The sequence below is a fragment of the Dyella sp. KRB-257 genome (assembly GCF_049445995.1).
In the GTDB taxonomy this organism is placed as follows: Bacteria; Pseudomonadota; Gammaproteobacteria; order Xanthomonadales; family Rhodanobacteraceae; genus Dyella_A.
This window is the reverse complement of record NZ_JBMSDZ010000037.1, coordinates 1-16,318: the sequence shown is the minus strand read 5'-3', so window position 1 is coordinate 16,318 and position 16,318 is coordinate 1. Positions and strand designations below refer to the sequence as shown.

The 16,318-nt window shown below is 67.9% G+C and carries 13 protein-coding genes; 1 reads left to right on the top strand and 12 read right to left on the bottom strand.

Annotated elements, in window-relative coordinates; genetic code table 11:
- Positions 1–1,303: 1,303 nt before the first annotated feature.
- The 12 genes from ACO2Q2_RS16895 to ACO2Q2_RS16840 form a co-directional block, all read right to left on the bottom strand.
- Entirely contained in the window at positions 1,304–3,586 is a 2,283-nt protein-coding gene (locus tag ACO2Q2_RS16895) for a carboxy terminal-processing peptidase (protein WP_423257421.1), read from the bottom strand.
- Between the two features lie 9 nt (positions 3,587–3,595).
- Positions 3,596–4,600, bottom strand: a complete 1,005-nt coding sequence (lipA, locus tag ACO2Q2_RS16890; protein WP_423257420.1) for a lipoyl synthase — start codon at positions 4,598–4,600, stop codon at positions 3,596–3,598.
- A gap of 8 nt (positions 4,601–4,608) precedes the next feature.
- Positions 4,609–5,313 (bottom strand): lipoyl(octanoyl) transferase LipB, encoded by a 705-nt coding sequence (lipB, locus tag ACO2Q2_RS16885; RefSeq protein ID WP_423257419.1) that lies wholly within the window; start codon positions 5,311–5,313, stop codon positions 4,609–4,611.
- 113 nt (positions 5,314–5,426) lie between these two features.
- The gene (locus ACO2Q2_RS16880) at positions 5,427–5,717 is read right to left on the bottom strand and encodes a DUF493 family protein (protein ID WP_423257418.1); all 291 of its coding nucleotides are present in this window, start codon (positions 5,715–5,717) and stop codon (positions 5,427–5,429) included.
- The gene (locus ACO2Q2_RS16875) at positions 5,717–6,958 is read right to left on the bottom strand and encodes a D-alanyl-D-alanine carboxypeptidase family protein (protein WP_423257417.1); all 1,242 of its coding nucleotides are present in this window, start codon (positions 6,956–6,958) and stop codon (positions 5,717–5,719) included. Before ACO2Q2_RS16875 ends, ACO2Q2_RS16880 begins: the two co-directional genes overlap by 1 nt.
- A gap of 64 nt (positions 6,959–7,022) precedes the next feature.
- Positions 7,023–7,961 carry a septal ring lytic transglycosylase RlpA family protein gene (locus ACO2Q2_RS16870; RefSeq protein ID WP_423257416.1) on the bottom strand — a complete coding sequence of 313 codons (939 nt, stop codon included), beginning with the start codon at positions 7,959–7,961 and terminating at the stop codon, positions 7,023–7,025.
- Positions 7,958–8,968, bottom strand: coding sequence for a lytic murein transglycosylase B (gene mltB / locus ACO2Q2_RS16865; RefSeq protein WP_423257415.1), 1,011 nt, complete (start codon positions 8,966–8,968; stop codon positions 7,958–7,960). The genes ACO2Q2_RS16870 and mltB overlap by 4 nt, the downstream gene beginning before the upstream one ends.
- Before the next feature lie 256 nt (positions 8,969–9,224).
- Complete coding sequence (gene rodA / locus ACO2Q2_RS16860) at positions 9,225–10,340, bottom strand: rod shape-determining protein RodA (RefSeq protein WP_423257414.1); 1,116 nt, start codon at positions 10,338–10,340, stop codon at positions 9,225–9,227.
- On the bottom strand, positions 10,337–12,343 hold the full coding sequence (gene mrdA, locus ACO2Q2_RS16855) for a penicillin-binding protein 2 (RefSeq protein ID WP_423257413.1): 2,007 nt from the start codon (positions 12,341–12,343) through the stop codon (positions 10,337–10,339). Before mrdA ends, rodA begins: the two co-directional genes overlap by 4 nt.
- 11 nt (positions 12,344–12,354) lie before the next feature.
- Complete coding sequence (mreD, locus tag ACO2Q2_RS16850) at positions 12,355–12,840, bottom strand: rod shape-determining protein MreD (RefSeq protein ID WP_423257412.1); 486 nt, start codon at positions 12,838–12,840, stop codon at positions 12,355–12,357.
- Positions 12,837–13,793, bottom strand: coding sequence for a rod shape-determining protein MreC (mreC, locus tag ACO2Q2_RS16845; RefSeq protein ID WP_423257411.1), 957 nt, complete (start codon positions 13,791–13,793; stop codon positions 12,837–12,839). The genes mreD and mreC overlap by 4 nt, the downstream gene beginning before the upstream one ends.
- A gap of 124 nt (positions 13,794–13,917) precedes the next feature.
- On the bottom strand, positions 13,918–14,964 hold the full coding sequence (locus ACO2Q2_RS16840) for a rod shape-determining protein (RefSeq protein ID WP_423257410.1): 1,047 nt from the start codon (positions 14,962–14,964) through the stop codon (positions 13,918–13,920).
- A gap of 274 nt (positions 14,965–15,238) precedes the next feature.
- Here ACO2Q2_RS16840 and ACO2Q2_RS16835 point away from each other — a divergent pair, with 274 nt between their 5' ends.
- Positions 15,239–16,174, top strand: coding sequence for a carbohydrate kinase family protein (locus tag ACO2Q2_RS16835; RefSeq protein ID WP_423257409.1), 936 nt, complete (start codon positions 15,239–15,241; stop codon positions 16,172–16,174).
- Positions 16,175–16,318 lie beyond the last annotated feature (144 nt).

Genomic DNA, 16,318 nt, shown 5'->3' with positions numbered 1-16,318 from the left:
CCGCCGCCTGATGGCGCACCACGACCGTTCGTCATGGGCACCGGTGGCTTGGGTTTGGCTGGTCGAGGCGCGTATCCTTGCTACCAGACTCGCAAGCTGATTATTTTGTCGACACCCTCTGAGGCGAGCGCGTCGCGGCTGAAGCCGCTCCCACAAAAAAGCGGAACCCCGCCCCTATCCCTGTGGGAGGGGCTTCGGCCCCGGCCGTCACCCTGTTCCGCAAGCCCGGCCGCCGCGACCCTCGCATGACTTCTGGCGTTGTTGCCGCGGTGGCACGCACGGCATGCTCGGGATTTGGCCTGCCGGAGCCGCGCCCGATGTCCCTGCGTCCCACCCTGCTTCCGCTCGCCGTCGCGCTCGTGCTGGCATCGAGTCCCGCGATCCGCGCCGCGGACATCCAGCAACCCGCGCTCACGCCGCAGACGGCGGGCTCCGGCGGCCCGGTGCCGGTGGAGCAGACGCGCGTGCATTTCGACCATGCCGAGCTGCACTTCACGCTGGACATCCCGCACCGGCGCCTGGCCGGCGACGCGCGGCTGACCTTCACCGCCACCGCGCCGACCGCCGCGATCGTGCTGGACCTGGACCGCAATCTGCCGATCTCGCAGGTCACGGTGGACGGCCAGCCGGTGCCGGTCACCCGCTGGAGCAACCCGGAAGGTCGCCTGCGCGTCGCGCTGTCGAAACCGCTGGGCAAGGATGACCGGGTCACCATCGGCGTGCGCTACGCCGGTGCGCCGCACGTGGCGAAGAATGCGCCGTGGGACGGCGGCTTCGTGTGGAGCACGACGCCCAGCGGCAAGCCGTGGGTGGCCAGCGCGGTGGAGGGCGAAGGCTGCGACCTGTTCTGGCCGTGCATCGACCAGCCCACCGGCAAGCCGGACCTGGTCGACACCTGGGTGACCGTGCCGAAGGATCTCGCCGCCCCGGGCAACGGCGTGCTGGTCGGCATCGAGAACCACGGCGCCACGCGCACCTGGCACTGGCGCATCAAGCACCCGGACACCTACGCGATCACCCTCAACGCAGGACCGTTCAAGGAGCTCAAGGGCAACTACGCCAGCCGCTACGGCAACACCATTCCGATAGAGTTCTGGTACCTGCCCGAGCACGAGGCACAGGCGAAGGCGCTGTACGCCGGGTTCAAACCGATGCTCGACCAGTCGTTCTTCACCAGCATCCGCGAGCTGGTCTACGGGCGCGCCGATCCGAAGCCCGGCAACTTCCAGCCGCGCTATGCCACCACCCGCGACTACATCGACATCGTCGACAAGGCCACCGGCAAGGACTTTTTCTCAGTCTCTCAGGGTTGCGTGGGCGAGGGCTTGGCGATGGCGGGTGGCGGCGCCTGGGCGACGGCCGCCGCGGTGGAGAACTTGCCGCCGTACGGCAGCACCTCGGCGGCCAGCCTGGGGTCGGCCTTGATCAGGCCTACCGCGTCGAACAGGATGTGCGCCGTTTCGTCCAGCTCCACGTCCTTGGCCTTCTTCGCCTCCTTTTCCGCCTTCAGCTCGGCCTTGAGGCTGCGCTCGTTGGCGTTGAGGCCGTCGTCGAGGCTGCTGTCCGCATCCGCGGGCACGGCGTCGCCGTCGATCGCCTTGCGGCGGGCGAGGAAATCGGCCTGGATCTTGTCCAGCTGCTTGCGCTCGGCCTGGCGCTTGGCGAGGTTGAGCGAGATGGTGGTCTGATTGCGCATCTTCCTGTACTGCGCCAGCTGGTCGAGCATCAGCCTCCACGCCGGCGAGGTGGCTACGCGCTCGTCGTGCAGCTTCTCCAGCTGCGGCAGGTAGGCTTTGAGGTCCGCCACCGGCTGGTAATTGGCCGGCGCGATCTGCGTCCACGGCAGCGCGTTGTCGTAGGTGGACTCGCCGAAATCCTTCTCGTCGCCGTTCTTGGGGAACTGGATGTCCGGCGTGACGCCCTTGAGCTGGGTGGAGCCGCCGTTGATGCGGAAGAACTCGGCGATGGTCATCTTCAGCTCGCCCATCTGCGGCTTCTCGCTGTCGCTCTGCACGAAGCGGTCCAGGTCCACCAGGTTCTGCACGGTGCCCTTGCCGAAGGTTGGCTCGCCGATGATCAGGCCGCGGCCGTAGTCCTGGATGGCGGCGGCGAAGATCTCCGAGGCCGAGGCCGAGCCGCGGTTGACCAGCACGGCCATCGGGCCGCTCCACGCCAGGCCTGCGTCGTCGTCGCCCTGCTCATCCACCTCGCCATTGGCCTTGCGCACCTGCACCACCGGACCGGTGTCGATGAACAAGCCGGTGAGCTCGTTGGCCTCGTCGAGCGACCCGCCGCCGTTGTTGCGCAGGTCCATCACCACGCCTTCCACGTCCTGCGCCTTGAGCTCGGTGAGCAGCTTGGCGACGTCGCGGGTGGCGCTCTTGTAGTTGGGATCGCCCTTGGCGCGCGCGGCAAAGTCGGCATAGAAGGTGGGCAGGTCGATCACGCCGATCTTGCGGGTGACGTCGCCGTCCTTGATGTCGATGACCTTGGACTTGGCCGCCTGCTCCTCCACCACCACCTTCTTGCGCACCAGCGTGACCAGCTCGTGCTTGCCGTCGGGACCGGCATCGGCGGGCAGCACCTCGATGCGCACGGTGGTGTCCTTCTTGCCGCGGATCTTGTTGACCACGTCGTCCAGGCGCCAGCCGATCACGTCGACCATCGGGCCGTTGTCCTGGCCGATCGCCACGATGCGGTCCCCCACTTCGAGCTTGCCGGACTTGGCGGCCGGGCCGCCGGGCACGATCTCGCGGATCTGGGTGTACTCGTCGCGCGCCTGCAGCACCGCGCCGATGCCCTCCAGCGAGAGCCTCATGGAGATGTCGAAGTTCTGCGCCTGGCGCGGGCCGAGGTAGTCGGTGTGCGGATCGGTGGTTTCCGCGTAGGCGGTCATGAAGCTCTGGAACGCGTCCTCGCCGTCGAGCTGCCTGATGCGGTCCAGCAGCGTGGAATAGCGCTTGGTCAGCGTCTTGCGGATGTCGGCGTCGTCCTTGCCGGCGAGCTTCAGGCGCAGCCAGTCGTTCTTGGTGCGCTGACGCCACAGGTTGTCCAGCTCGGCCTGATCCTTCGGCCAGGCGGCCTTGTCGCGGTCGATGACGTAGCTCTCGTCCTTGGAGAAATCGAAGCCCTTGTCGAGCAGACCCAGCGCGTAGTGCATGCGTTCCTTGGCCCGCTGCACGTAGAGGTTGAAGATCGAGAACGGGCCGGTGAGATCCTTGTTCCAGATCGCGTCGTCCAGCCGGGTCTTCAGCGGCGCGAACTTCGCCAGGTCTTCCTGCGTGAAGAACACCTTCTCGCCGTCGAGCTGGTCGAGGTATTTGCTGAAAATGCGCGCCGACATGGCGTCGTCCAGCGGCTGCGCGTCGTAGTGGAAGCGGGTGAGGAAGCGCGCCGAAAGCTGCGCGGCCTCGGCCTCGTCGGCGGTGGCCTTGAGCGGCAGCACGGATGCCTTGCGTGCCGGTTGACTGGTGACCGCGTCGTTGGCGGCCGCAGCGGCAGCCGGCGCCTGCCGGGCCTGCACGCCCGCAATGCTGCCGGCAAGGGTGAAGGCGGCCAGCAGGGCGAGCGAAGGACGAAAGGTCATGCAGTTCCCTCAGGCAAGTTCGGTGACGCCTGCGGCATGCGCCTGCAGGTCGGCGTGATAGGAGGATCGCACCAGCGGACCGGACGCGACGTGATGGAAACCCATCGCCTCGCCCTCCCGACGCAGCGCGTCGAATTCGTCCGGCGTCCAGTAGCGCACCACCGGGTGATGGTGCGGCGTGGGCTGCAGGTACTGGCCGATGGTGATCATTTCGACGTCGTGCGCGCGCAGGTCGCGCAGCGTCTCGATCACCTGTTCGTACGTCTCGCCCAGGCCCAGCATGATGCCGGACTTGGTCGGCACGTCCGGATGCTGCGCCTTGAAGCGCTTGAGCAGGTCCAGCGACCACTGATAGTCGGCGCCCGGGCGCACTTCACGGTACAGGTGCGGCACGGTTTCCAGGTTGTGGTTGAACACGTCCGGCGGGAAATCCCTGAGCACTTCCAGCGCGCGCTCCATGCGGCCCTTGCCGCGGAAGTCGGGGGTGAGAATCTCGATCCTGATGCCGGGCGCGGCATGCCGCGTGGCGCGGATGCAGCTGGCGAAATGCTCGGCGCCGCCGTCGCGCAGGTCGTCGCGGTCGACCGAGGTGATCACCACGTACTTCAGGCGCATGTCGGCGATGGTCTGCGCCAGCCGCGCCGGCTCCAGCGGATCGGGCGCGGCGGGGCGGCCATGGGCCACATCGCAGAACGAGCAGCGGCGGGTGCATACCTCGCCGAGGATCATGAAGGTGGCGGTACCCTTGGAGAAGCACTCGTGGATGTTCGGGCAGGAGGCTTCCTCGCACACCGTCACCAGCGCGTTCTCGCGCAGGCGCGCCTTGAGCTCCTGCACCGCATTGCCCTGCGGCAGGCGCACGCGGATCCAGCTGGGCTTGCGCAGGGTCGGCACGGCGGTGTCGAAGCCGGCGCGGTTGAGGGCGATCTTGTCGTTGCCCAGCTGCTTGTCGACCGGCGGTGCGGCAACCGTGCGGATCGGAATCGTCTTGGGGGTCGCGGGGGATTCGCTCATGGACAAGCCTAGACCGCGACGCGCGCGGGGAGTTCGGGGAGGCGGGGGGCGGCCGGCTCGGCATCGAAGCCGAATTGGCGGCAGAACTCGCCAATGAGCACGTCTTCGACGTCCGCCAGTCGCGACGGACCGCCCAAGTCTAGCACCTGCGTTACCGCCAAACCCTTGTAGCCACAAGGGTTGATGCGGTGGAACGGCGCCAGGTCCATGGCCACGTTGAAGGCCAGCCCGTGGAAGCTGCAGCCCCGCCGCACGCGCAGGCCCAGCGCGGCGACCTTGGCGCCGGCCACGTACACGCCTGGCGCGCCCTCGACTCGCTCGGCGACGATGTTCCAGTGCGCCAGCGTATCGATCAGCGCCTGCTCGATGCGGTGCACCAGCTCGCGCACGCCCACGCCGACGCGGCGCAGGTCGATCAGCGGATAGGCGACGATCTGGCCGGGCCCGTGATAGGTCACCTGGCCGCCGCGATCGACCTGCACCACCGGAATGTCGCCGGGCGCCAGCACGTGCTCGGCCTTGCCGGCCTGGCCCTGGGTGAACACCGGGTCGTGTTCGAGCAGCCACAGCTCGTCAGGCGTGTCGGCGGTGCGGCGGTCGGTGAAGGCGCTCATCGCCTTCCAACTCGCCTCGTAGGGCTGGCGACCGAGCCGACGGATGAGCAGGGGGTGGGGGGAGGGGTGTGGGCGGGACTCGGGAAAGGCAGCAGGCATGAGGCAGTGTCCGTGTAAGGCTTCCGACATGGGGGCATCCAGCCAAAGAGTAAAACGGCCCATCGCAACCCAGCCCAACCCGAGTCCCGAGTCCCGAGTCCCGAGTCCCGACGCTAAAGCGTGTAGCGGATGTCCGGGTCGGCCCGCAGCACGGCGTGCGCCGCATCGTAGTCTTGCCGCGTCTGCGCCCGGAAGCTGACGGTGACCGACACGTAGTTGCCGCCGGCGGACTGCTTGTAGCGCACCGTCTCGTGCAGCACGTGCAGGCCGTGGCCCTCCAGCAGCCGCGGCACGTGCACCGGCAAGTCGGCGCCGGCGCTGCCCATCGCGGTGATCTCGAACTCCCCGGGAAACCGGAAGCCCTTGCCGTCCTTCCTCGCGTCGGAAAAATCGATGTCCTGCATCACCTGGCGTCCGCGTCGGCCTTCTTGTCGCTGCCGTGGAACCACAGCAGGATCGAATCCCACAAGCGCGAGAAGAAGCCGCCCTGCGGCGCGTCGGCCAGCGCCACCAGCGGCACGCTCTGCACCGGCTGGCCGTCCAGCGTGATGCGCAGCGTGCCCACCTGCTGGCCCTGCTTGAACGGGGCGATCAGCGTGGCCGGCACGTCCATGGTGGCCTTGAGCCTGTCGTACTGGCCGCGCTTGACGGTGACCTGCACGGCATCGGTGACGCCCAGCGGCAGCGTCCTGCTCGCGCCCTTCCACAGGCGCGGCGTGGCCAGCGGCTTGCCGGCCTCGTACAGTTTGTGGGTCTCGTAGAAGCGGAAGCCGTAGTTGAGCAGCGCCATCGCCGAGTCGGCACGCGCCTTCTCCGAACTGGCGCCCATCACGATGGCGATCATGCGCGAGTCGCCCTGCTTGGCCGAGGCGGCCAGGCAGTAGCCGGCGGCGGAGGTGTGGCCGGTCTTGATGCCGTCCACGCTGGGATCGCGCCACAGCAGGGTGTTGCGGTTGCCCTGCTTGATGCCGTTCCACTCGAACTGCTTGATCGCGGAAATGGCGTAGTCGTCCGGGAAGTCGTGGATCAGCGCACGCGACAGGATCGCGATGTCGTGCGCCGTGGTGTAGTGGTTGGCGATCGGGTAGCCCGAGGCATTCTCGAAGTGGGTGTTCACCATGCCCAGTTGCCTGGCATAGGCATTCATGAGGTTGGCGAAGGCGTCTTCGGAACCGGCGGTGTGCTCGGCCAGCGCGATCGCCGCGTCGTTGCCGGACTGGATGATCATGCCGTACAGCAGATCCTTCAGCGGCACCTGGCTGCCCAGCTTGAGGAAGCTGGTGGAGCCGTCGGTGCCGGCACCGCCGCCACGCCAGGCGTGCTCGCTGATGGTGACCGGGTCGGTCATGTGGATGCGGCCGTTGGCGATTTCGGCGGAGACCACGTAGTCGGTCATGATCTTGGTGATCGAGGCCGGTTCGACGCGCAGATCCGGTTCTTTCGAGGCGAGGATCTGGCCGGTGGCGTAATCCATCAGCACCCAGGCCTTGCCGTCCACGTCCGGCGGCGGCGGCACCGGCGCCTCCGGCACGACCGGGCGCGGCACCGGCGAGGGATGCGGCGGGGCCTGCTGGGCCAGCGCGGCGCCAGCCACGAGGGCGGCGGTGGCGGCGAATGCAACCAGGGTACGGCGGACAAGGCTCATCGTTGTGTTCAATCCCGTCTGGCAAGGGACGGCACGCGACATGCCATCCGTGAAGAAATACCGCTCAGTCTACCGCGAGCTGCGGCGCGGGCAGGCCCATCGCCTCGATCCGCCGCGCGACCTCGTCGGCCCGTTCAGCATCCGGCAGCGGGCCGACGCGCACGCGGCGGATCGACCGGCCGCTGCTCTGCAACCGGAGCACCCGGACCTGTCCCAGGTGGGCCGCACGCAGCCGCTGCGCCAGCCGCTCGGCGTTGCTCGCGTCGGTGAACGCCCCGACCTGCAGGTAGATCGACGGCACGGTGCCGGCAACAGGGACCGGATTCGCGGCGCGGGGTTCCCCGGCCGGCGGCACATCGTCCGGATGGGCGGGATCGATCGCCCGCACTTCCACCATACCGGTGCCCTTGGGCCAGATGCCGATCTTCACCGCCGCGGCGTAGGAGAGATCGATCAGTCGGTTGGCGTGGAACGGGCCGCGATCGTTGATGCGCACGATCACGCTCTTGCCGTTGGCCAGGTTGGTGACGCGCGCGTAGCTGGGCAGCGGCAGCGTCTTGTGCGCGGCGGAGAACTGGTACATGTCGTAGTTCTCCAGGCTCGATGTCTTGTAACCGTGGAACTTGTTGCCGTAGAACGAGGCGATGCCGCGCTCCACGTAGCCGCGCGCCGAGGGCAGCACACGGTAGGTGTGACCGAGCACGGTGTAGGGCGACTTGTTGCCGTAGGCCGACCGCGGCTCCCAGCGCGGGGTGGGTTCGACCAGCTTGCTCACGTCCGGCGGGTTGCCAGTGGGCACGCTGTCGCTGCGGTCGCGGTAGCGGCTGGCCTGGCCCTTGCGGATGTCGTCGTGGAAGGCATCGCCGGCGCGGGTGCGCGATGTACCGGACGCATGGCGCGTTCCGCTGGTGCCGCCGGTGTGCGCGGGACGCGCCTGGTGGCCCGCGCATCCGGCCAGCAGCAGCGCCGTCGCCAACAGCAGCGCGCCCTGCAGGCGCCTCATGGCGTGGCATCCGCCTGCTGCACGCCCGCGTCGATCGCCTGCGCCAGCTGATGCACGGCCATCGCGTAGAGCGGGCTGCGGTTGTAGGTGGTGATGACGTGGAAGTTCTGGAAGGTGAACCAGTATTCCGGACCCGCCGCGCCGTCGAGCGTCTGCAGACTGCTCGGCTCGCCCGGGTTGGCCGGCGCCAGCGGCGCGTAGCCCCAGGCTTCGAGCTGTTCCAGCGGCCACTGCGGCTGGCTGTCCTCGACCGTGATCGGCCTGGCCGCGCTGTCGGGCTGGGCGCGCATCGCCACCGGACCGCCGCGCACCCAGCCGTGTCCGGCAAGGTAGTTGGCGACGCTGGCGAAGATGTCCGGCAGCGAGTTGCGCAGGTCGATGCGCCCGTCGTGGTCGGCGTCGACGGCGAAATCGCGGATGCTCGAGGGCATGAACTGGCCCCAGCCCTGCGCGCCGGCGTAGGAGCCCAGCAGGGTGTCGAGCGGACCGGCGAGATGATTGGCCGGCAGTTCCAGCAGCACCTTCAGCTGCTCGCGGAAAAACGTGGCGCGCGGCGGGTAGTACAGCCCCAGCGTGACCAGCGCATCGAGCACCTTGTACTTGCCGCCGAGGCGGCCGTAGTTGGTCTCCACGCCGAGGATCGCCACGATGTATTCCGGCGCCACGCCGTACTGCTGGCCGACCTGCTCCAGCAGCGCGCGATGCTCGCGGTAGAACTCCACGCCGTCGGCAATGCGCTGCCCGGTCATGAAGATCGGGCGGTAATCCCGCCACGGCTTGGCTTCGGCTGGACGACTGATCGCATCGAGGATGCTCTGCTGCTTCGTCGCGCCGTCGAGCAGTCGGTCGAGCTCGGCCGGATCCTGGCCGGTGTCGCGCGCCACCTCGCGCACCAGTGCGGCCTGGCCGGGATGAGTCTGCGCATGCAGGGGCGGGATGACCGGGGCGGCGAGCAGGCCCCACGCGATGACCAGGCGGAGGACACGGGTCGCGTTGCGGACAATCATCAGGGCACGGCTCGGAGATGGGTGGGCGGGCAGAGCCTAACAGCCCTTACAGGCTTGGGTGGTCGAGGCGAGCATTCGGCGGTGCGAGGACAGATCGCTGACGATTCGCCGGCCCATCGTGGCTCCATGGGCCAGGAAGCGGCAGGAATAGGCGCCGCACCGCCGGATTCGCGGCCCGGCCAACCAAGGCCCGACAGGCTGCCGACACGCGCGCCGCGGCCGGCCCGATGACCGGCGACGTCGCGACGCCGGGCGTTCACTGGTGCATCTTGCGGTTGGCATGGATCGACATCAGCACGCCGAAGCCGGTCAGCAGCGACACCGCGGACGTGCCGCCGTAGCTGATCAGCGGCATCGGCACGCCGACCACCGGCAGCATGCCGGCGACCATGCCGCCGTTGACCAGCACGTAGACGAAGAAGCTCATGCCGATCGCGCCGGCGAGCAGGCGCGAGTAGGTGTCGCGCGCCTCCATCGCGATCCACAGGCAGCGGCCGATGATAAAGGCGTACAGCATGAGGATCGCGATTACCCCGACCAGGCCGAACTCCTCGGAAAACACCGCGAAGATGAAGTCGGTGGTGTGCTCGGGCAGGAAGTCCAGCCGCGACTGGGTACTGTGCAGCCAGCCCTTGCCGAACACCCCGCCCGAACCTACCGCGATCTGCGACTGAATGATGTGCCAGCCGTTGCCCAGCGGGTCCGACTCGGGGTTGAGCAGGGTCAGCACGCGGTCACGCTGGTACTGGTGCATGAAGTGCCAGCCTACCGGCACCATCGCCGCGGCGGCGCCGAGCAGCATGCCGATGCGCCACCACGCCATGCCGGACAGGAACAGCGCGAACGCCCCGGCACCGGCCACCAGCAGCGCGGTGCCCAGATCCGGCTGCTCGGCGATCAGCCCGACCGGGATGGCGATCAGCAGACCGACCATGGCGATGTCCTTCCAGCTCGGCGGCAGCTGGCGCGGATGCAGGTACCAGGCCACCATCATCGGCATGGTGAGCTTGAGCAGCTCCGACGGCTGGAAGCGCATCACGCCCAGGTCGAGCCAGCGATAGGCGCCGCGCCCCTCGCCCAGCAGGGCCACCAGCACCAGCAGCCCGGTACTGCCGGCGTACAGCCACGGCGTCCAGGTACGCAGCGTCGAGGGCGGAATGCGCGAGACCAGCAGCAGCAGCGCGCCCCCCATCGCGAAGCGCGCCGCCTGCCCGCCCACCAGCGCGAGGCTGCGGTCGCCGGCGCTGTAGAGCGTCATCAGGCTGGCGCAGGCCAGCAGGAACAGGCCGAAGGCGAGCGGCAGGTCGATCCGCTGCCGCGTCATCAGGCGGCGCACGAAGCGGCGCATGCGCATGTACAGCGACTGGATCATGGCGTGCCTCCGTGGTCGGGCGTCGAGCCGGCCTGCGCCGGCTGCGCGTCGGCCGGTGCGACGGGCAGATCCTCGACCGGTGCCGGCGCGTTGCCGATGGCATCGTCGCGATACGGCGTGAACGGGGGCGCCGCGCGCCCCTTGGCGGCGAGCCATGCATCGAGGATGTGGCGGGTGATCGGGCCGGCCGACGAGGCGCCCCAGGCGCCGGCCTCCAGCACCGCGACCACCGCGATCTGCGGGTCGTCGGCCGGTGCATACACCTCGAACCACGCGCGGTTGCGCGTGGCGAGGTAGGCCAGGTTGCTGCGATCGTCGTAGGTGTTGCCCTTGCGCGAGTAGCGCTCGGCGGTGCCGCTCTTGCCGGCAAGGCGGTACGGGAAGCCCTCCGTGAGCGCGCGGCCGGTGCCCTTGTCACCGTACATCACCAGCTGCATGCCCCGGTCCACGGCGTTCCAGTAGGCGGGCTCGGTGATCAGGCTGGGTCCCTGCGGCGGATTGGGCAGCGGCCTGCGGCCGGTTTCCACGCTGTCCTGGGTGGCCATCACCAGGCGCGGCGCGTACGGCACGCCGTGACCGGCGAACGTGGCGATGGCATGGGCCAGCTGAATCGGCGTCACTGCCCAGTAGCCCTGGCCGATGCCGGCGATCATCGTCTCGCCGGGATACCAGGGCTCGCGCGAATGCGCCTGCTTCCACTCGCGCGAGGGCAGCACGCCGTCGGACTCGCCGACCAGGTCGATCCCGGTCGGACGGCCGAAGCCGAACTTGCTCATGTAGGCGCTGAGCCGATCGATGCCCAGGTCCAGCGCCAGCTTGTAGAAATACGTGTTGACCGACTGCTCGATCGCCTCGGCCAGATCCACCCGGCCCACGCCGCCGCGCTGGTCGTCGCGGCGGCAGAACGTGGTACCGGGAATGCAGTACTGGCCGGTGGACACCACCGTGTCCTGCGGCGTGCGAATGCCCGCTTCCAGCCCGGCCAGGCCGATCAGCGGCTTCACCGTGGAGCCGGGCGGATACACGCCGCGCAGGGCGCGGTTGTACAGCGGCTTGTCCGGATCGCTGGTGAGCGTCCTGTAGTCGACGGCGCTGATGCCGTTGACGAACAGGTTGGGATCGAAGCTCGGCACGCTGACCATGGCCAGCACCTGGCCGTTGCGCGGATCGATCGCCACCGCGGCGCCAGGCCGGCCGGCGAAGGCATCTTCGGCCGCCTTCTGGATGCGGGTATCGATACTGAGATAGAGGTTCTTGCCGGGAATCGGCGGGTGCGTTTCCAGCACGCGCTGGGTGCGGCCGTCCGCATTCACCTCCACCAGCTCGTAACCCGGCGTGCCGTGCAGCACACCCTCGTAGGCGCGCTCCAGGCCGCTGCGCCCGACGTGGGTGGTGCCCTTGTAGCGCACCGGGTCGAGCCGCTTGAGGTCGTTGTCGTCGATGCGTCCCACGTAGCCGATGATGTGTGCAAAGCGCGCACCGAACGGGTAGCGCCGGGTGAGATACGGCACCACGTCCACGCCGGGGAAGCGCCAGCGGTTGATGGCGAAGCGGGCGATGTCGTCCTCGGACAGGTGCAATTTCAGCGGCACGCTGTCGAACCGTCGACTCTGCGCCAGCTGCTTCTTGAACGCGTCGATGTCGTCGTCGCTCAGTGGCACCACCGCGCCGATCTGCGCCAGCATCGCCTTCATGTCCGGCACCTGCTCGGGCACCACTTCGAGCCGGAACGCCGGCACGTTGTCGGCCAGCAGCACGCCGTTGCGGTCGTAGATCAATCCGCGCGCCGGCGGAATCGCCCGGGGCTTGACGCGGTTCGCCTCCGAGCGGGTGGCGAATTCGTCGTGATGCAGCACCTGCAGGAAGGCGTAACGCCCCACCAGCACCAGCAGCCCGAGCAGGATGATGCCGAAGCCGGCCAGCGCACGCTGGCGGAACAGCGCATTCTCGCCGCGCGGATCCTTGATCGCGCGGTGCAGGCGGCTTCCACGGCGCTTGCTCACGGCCTAGGTGCTCAGACGATGCGCAGACGGATGCGCAGGTCATCCAGCAGCAGGAACAGGAACGGCCACAGCGCCGCTCCCACGAAAGGCGCGTACCACCAGCTCAGCGGCGGCGATGTCGCGCCGGCAAACACGCGCACGATCAGCAGCAGCACGCGGTCGTTCAGCAGAAGCGCCAGCACTGCCAGCGTCTGCTGCCACATCGGAAAGAAACGCAGGCGCGAGCGGAAGCGCAGGGCGATGAACACCAGCGCGGTGAGGCGCAGCGCCTGCTCGCCGAGCAGCACTCCATCGAGCAGGTCGGCGAACAGCCCCACCAGGAAGGCCAGGCCCAGATTGACCCGTTCACCCGACTCCAGCGACCAGTACAGCAGCACCAGCGCCGGCCAGTACGGCTTGAAAGGCTGCAGCACCGCAGGCAGCGGCACCAGCATGGCCAGCAGGGCGACGACGAGCGTCGTGCCGAACCAGGTCACGGCGAGGCGATGGCGATTCATGGCGGGATTCCCGTGGCCCTGGTTGCTGCCGGCGACATGGGGGCACTCGCCGACGCAGCGAGGCCGGCCGGTGGACCGGCCGGAGTCGCCGGCGCCGGTGGGCCGACCGGCTCGGCCTGGTCGTGCAACAGCAGCACGTCCTCACTGCGATCGATGTCGGCGGCCGGAGTGGCGGTGGCTTCGAGAAACATGCCGGTGGCCGAAGGCTGCACGCGGGTGATCGTGCCTACCGGAAAACCGGAGGGAAACCGGCCGCCCAGACCCGAGGTGAGCAGGCGGTCGCCCGCCTGCACATCCGCCGCCATCGGGATGTCCGGCAGCATCAGGCCATTGCCGTCGCGTGCCCCGTAGGCGATCGTGCGCAACCCGGTACGCTCGATCGTCACCGGCAGCGCATGCGCCGGATCGGTAACCAGCATCACCACCGCCGTGCTCGGCAACACGTGGATCACCTGCCCCATCACGCCGCGGGCATCGATCACCGGCTGCCCGACCTTGACGCCGTTGTTGGCGCCGGAGCCGATCATCAGGCGGTATTCTGCCGGCCCCAGGTCCACTCCCACCACACGGGCCAGCTGTACGTTGAGCTCCAGGCTATGCTGGGTGTCGAGCAATTCCTTCAGTCGCTGGTTCTGCTCCGCCACCGAAGCCATGCGGTTGAGTTTGGCGTTGGCAAGCAGCAGGTCTTCGCGCAGCCGCTGGTTCTGTTCGGTCAGCGCCTGGCGTTCGGAAAACGCCGTGGCCAATGCATGCATGCCGGCACTGGGCGCCCCGGCCAACCGGTACAGCGGCTCGACCACCACCGCGGCGGCATAGCGCACGCGCCAAGTCCAGCCGTTGCGGTGATCGAGCACCATGAGCACCATGGCCAGCGCCAGATAGGCGAGCAACCTCAACGTGCCCGCCACGGTGCCGGCAAACAGCGGCGAGGATTCCTCGCGATTCAACCCCATGACGATGTTCCCCCGGGGATGCGGCTGAGCACCATCAACACCGATACCCTTCGCATCGCCATGCAGGCAGCGCCATGGGCGCAACACATCCGGGGCCATTCACCGGCGAGCGGAGCGGCCACGATTACTCGGCTGCGAAGAAGTCGCTGCCGTGCAGATCGATCAGCTCCAGGGCCTTGCCGCCACCGCGTGCGACGCAGGTGAGCGGATCGTCGGCCACCTGCACATGCAGGCCGGTTTCCTCGGAGATGAGCCGGTCGAGGTCGCGCAACAGCGCGCCGCCGCCGGTCAGCACGATGCCGCGCTCGGCCACGTCGGAGCACAGCTCCGGCGGGGTCTGTTCCAGCGCCGATTTCACCGCGGCCACGATGCCGGCAAGCGGCTCGTGCAGCGCTTCGAGGATCTCGTTGGAGTTGATCGTGAACATGCGCGGCACGCCCTCGGCCAGGTTGCGGCCGGAGATCTCGATCTCCTTCACCTCGCTCTGCGGGAACGCGCAACCGATTTCCAGCTTGATGCGCTCGGCAGTGGACTCGCCGATCAGCGTGCCGTGGTTGCGGCGCACGTAGTTGATGATGGCCTCGTCGAAGCGGTCGCCACCGACGCGCACCGAAGCGGAGTAAACGATGCCGTTGAGCGAGATCACCGCCACTTCAGACGTGCCGCCACCGATGTCCAGCACCATCGAGCCGCGCGCTTCGTGCACCGGAATGCCGGCGCCGATCGCCGCGGCCATCGGCTCCTCGATCAGGAACACGTCGCGGGCGCCGGCGCCTTCGGCCGATTCCTTGATCGCGCGGCGCTCGACCTGGGTGGAACCGCACGGCACGCACACCAGCACGCGCGGACTCGGACGCAGCATGCGCGACTTGTGCACCTGCTTGATGAAGTGCTGCAGCATCGCCTCGGTCATGGTGAAATCGGCGATGACGCCATCCTTCATCGGCCGCACGGTCGCAATGTTGCCGGGCGTGCGGCCCAGCATGCGCTTCGCGTCGGTACCCACGGCGGCCACGGTGCGTGGACCGCCCGGACCGCGATCCTGGCGAATGGCGACCACCGACGGCTCGTTGAGCACGATGCCCTGACCCCGTACGTAGATCAGCGTGTTGGCCGTGCCGAGATCGATGGAGATGTCGTTGGAAAAGATCCCGCGAAACTTCTTGAACATGGGGTCGCCGCGTGTCCGACTGGCTGAAAAGCAAGCGCGCCAGTCTAGTCAGCACAGCTACGCCACGCAAGGACCGTGACGTTAAGAAAGCCTTGTGGGACGGGATGATATCGGCACTTTCTCGGGCGACAGAGCAGCTTTCCGCCGCCCCCCGAAGTCGCCAATTCGAGCGGTTCCCGGTACGATTTAAGACTTTGCCGGGGCGCGACGTCACGGCGTCATGCGCGGTCGCGTTCCACGCGGCCCAACCATCTTGCCGAGGCACTCACGCATCATGTCAGCCGTCATCTGCGGATCGCTGGCCTACGACACCATCATGGTGTTCCAGGACCAGTTCAAGAACCACATCCTGCCCGACCAGGTGCACATCCTGAATGTCTCCTTCCTGGTGCCGCGGATGCGCAGGGAGTTCGGCGGCTGCGCCGGCAACATTGCCTATAACCTCAAGCTGCTCGGCGCCGACCCGCTGCCCGTGGCGGCGGTGGGCCAGGATTTCGCCCCCTATCGCAAGCATCTGGTCGACTGCGGCATCCGTCTGGATTACGTGCGTGAATACGATGACCAGTTCACGCCGCAATGCTTCATCACCACGGATCTGGACAATAACCAGATTACCGCTTTTCACCCCGGCGCCATGGCGAGCGCGCACGAGAACCACGTGCGCGACATCCCCGAGATTGGCTTCGCGATCGTCGCACCGGATAGCCGCGAGGCCATGCTGCAGCACGTGGATGAGTTCGCTGCACGCGGCGTGCCGTTCATCTTCGACCCCGGCCAGGCCATGCCGCTGTTCGACGGCGCCGAGTTCCGCGCGATGATCGAGAAGTCCACGTACGTGATCGTCAACGACTATGAATCGCAGCTGCTGCAGACGCGTACGGGCTGGTCGGCCGCTGAAATCGCTTCGCGTGTCACTGCCTACATCGTCACGCAGGGACCGCGCGGCTCCATGATCCACACCGGCGACACCACCCACGTGATTCCGCCGGCGCAAGAGCGGCAGGTGATCGATCCTACCGGCTGCGGCGACGCTTATCGCGCGGGCCTTATTTTTGGAATCATGCAAGGGTGTGATTGGCCGACAGTGGGGCGGATGGCCTCGCTAATGGGTGCTCTGAAAGTGGAGCACCCCGGCACCCAGAACCAGTCTTTCACGTACGACCAGTTCCATGCCGAGTTCCAAGAGCAGTTCGGCTACCGCCTCGACTGAGAGATGGATCCATCCCACGGAACGTGTCAACAGTAACCCAACACACGGCGCGAGATTTCTATGTAACAACCTCGGGGATGCCGGTGTCGACCGGGGTGGGGACGAGGCGTAGGGCGCCAGCGGTGTCGAGCAGTTGCGTGGCCT

Bases quoted from the DNA above. Each gene is read 5' to 3' on its own strand.
- ACO2Q2_RS16895 (WP_423257421.1), bottom strand. From the start codon at position 3,586: ATGACCTTTCGTCCTTCGCTCGCCCTGCTGGCCGCCTTCACCCTTGCC.
- lipA (WP_423257420.1), bottom strand. From the start codon at position 4,600: ATGAGCGAATCCCCCGCGACCCCCAAGACGATTCCGATCCGCACGGTT.
- lipB (WP_423257419.1), bottom strand. From the start codon at position 5,313: ATGCCTGCTGCCTTTCCCGAGTCCCGCCCACACCCCTCCCCCCACCCC.
- ACO2Q2_RS16880 (WP_423257418.1), bottom strand. From the start codon at position 5,717: ATGCAGGACATCGATTTTTCCGACGCGAGGAAGGACGGCAAGGGCTTC.
- ACO2Q2_RS16875 (WP_423257417.1), bottom strand. From the start codon at position 6,958: ATGAGCCTTGTCCGCCGTACCCTGGTTGCATTCGCCGCCACCGCCGCC.
- ACO2Q2_RS16870 (WP_423257416.1), bottom strand. From the start codon at position 7,961: ATGAGGCGCCTGCAGGGCGCGCTGCTGTTGGCGACGGCGCTGCTGCTG.
- mltB (WP_423257415.1), bottom strand. From the start codon at position 8,968: ATGATTGTCCGCAACGCGACCCGTGTCCTCCGCCTGGTCATCGCGTGG.
- rodA (WP_423257414.1), bottom strand. From the start codon at position 10,340: ATGATCCAGTCGCTGTACATGCGCATGCGCCGCTTCGTGCGCCGCCTG.
- mreD (WP_423257412.1), bottom strand. From the start codon at position 12,840: ATGAATCGCCATCGCCTCGCCGTGACCTGGTTCGGCACGACGCTCGTC.
- mreC (WP_423257411.1), bottom strand. From the start codon at position 13,793: ATGGGGTTGAATCGCGAGGAATCCTCGCCGCTGTTTGCCGGCACCGTG.
- ACO2Q2_RS16840 (WP_423257410.1), bottom strand. From the start codon at position 14,964: ATGTTCAAGAAGTTTCGCGGGATCTTTTCCAACGACATCTCCATCGAT.
- ACO2Q2_RS16835 (WP_423257409.1), top strand. From the start codon at position 15,239: ATGTCAGCCGTCATCTGCGGATCGCTGGCCTACGACACCATCATGGTG.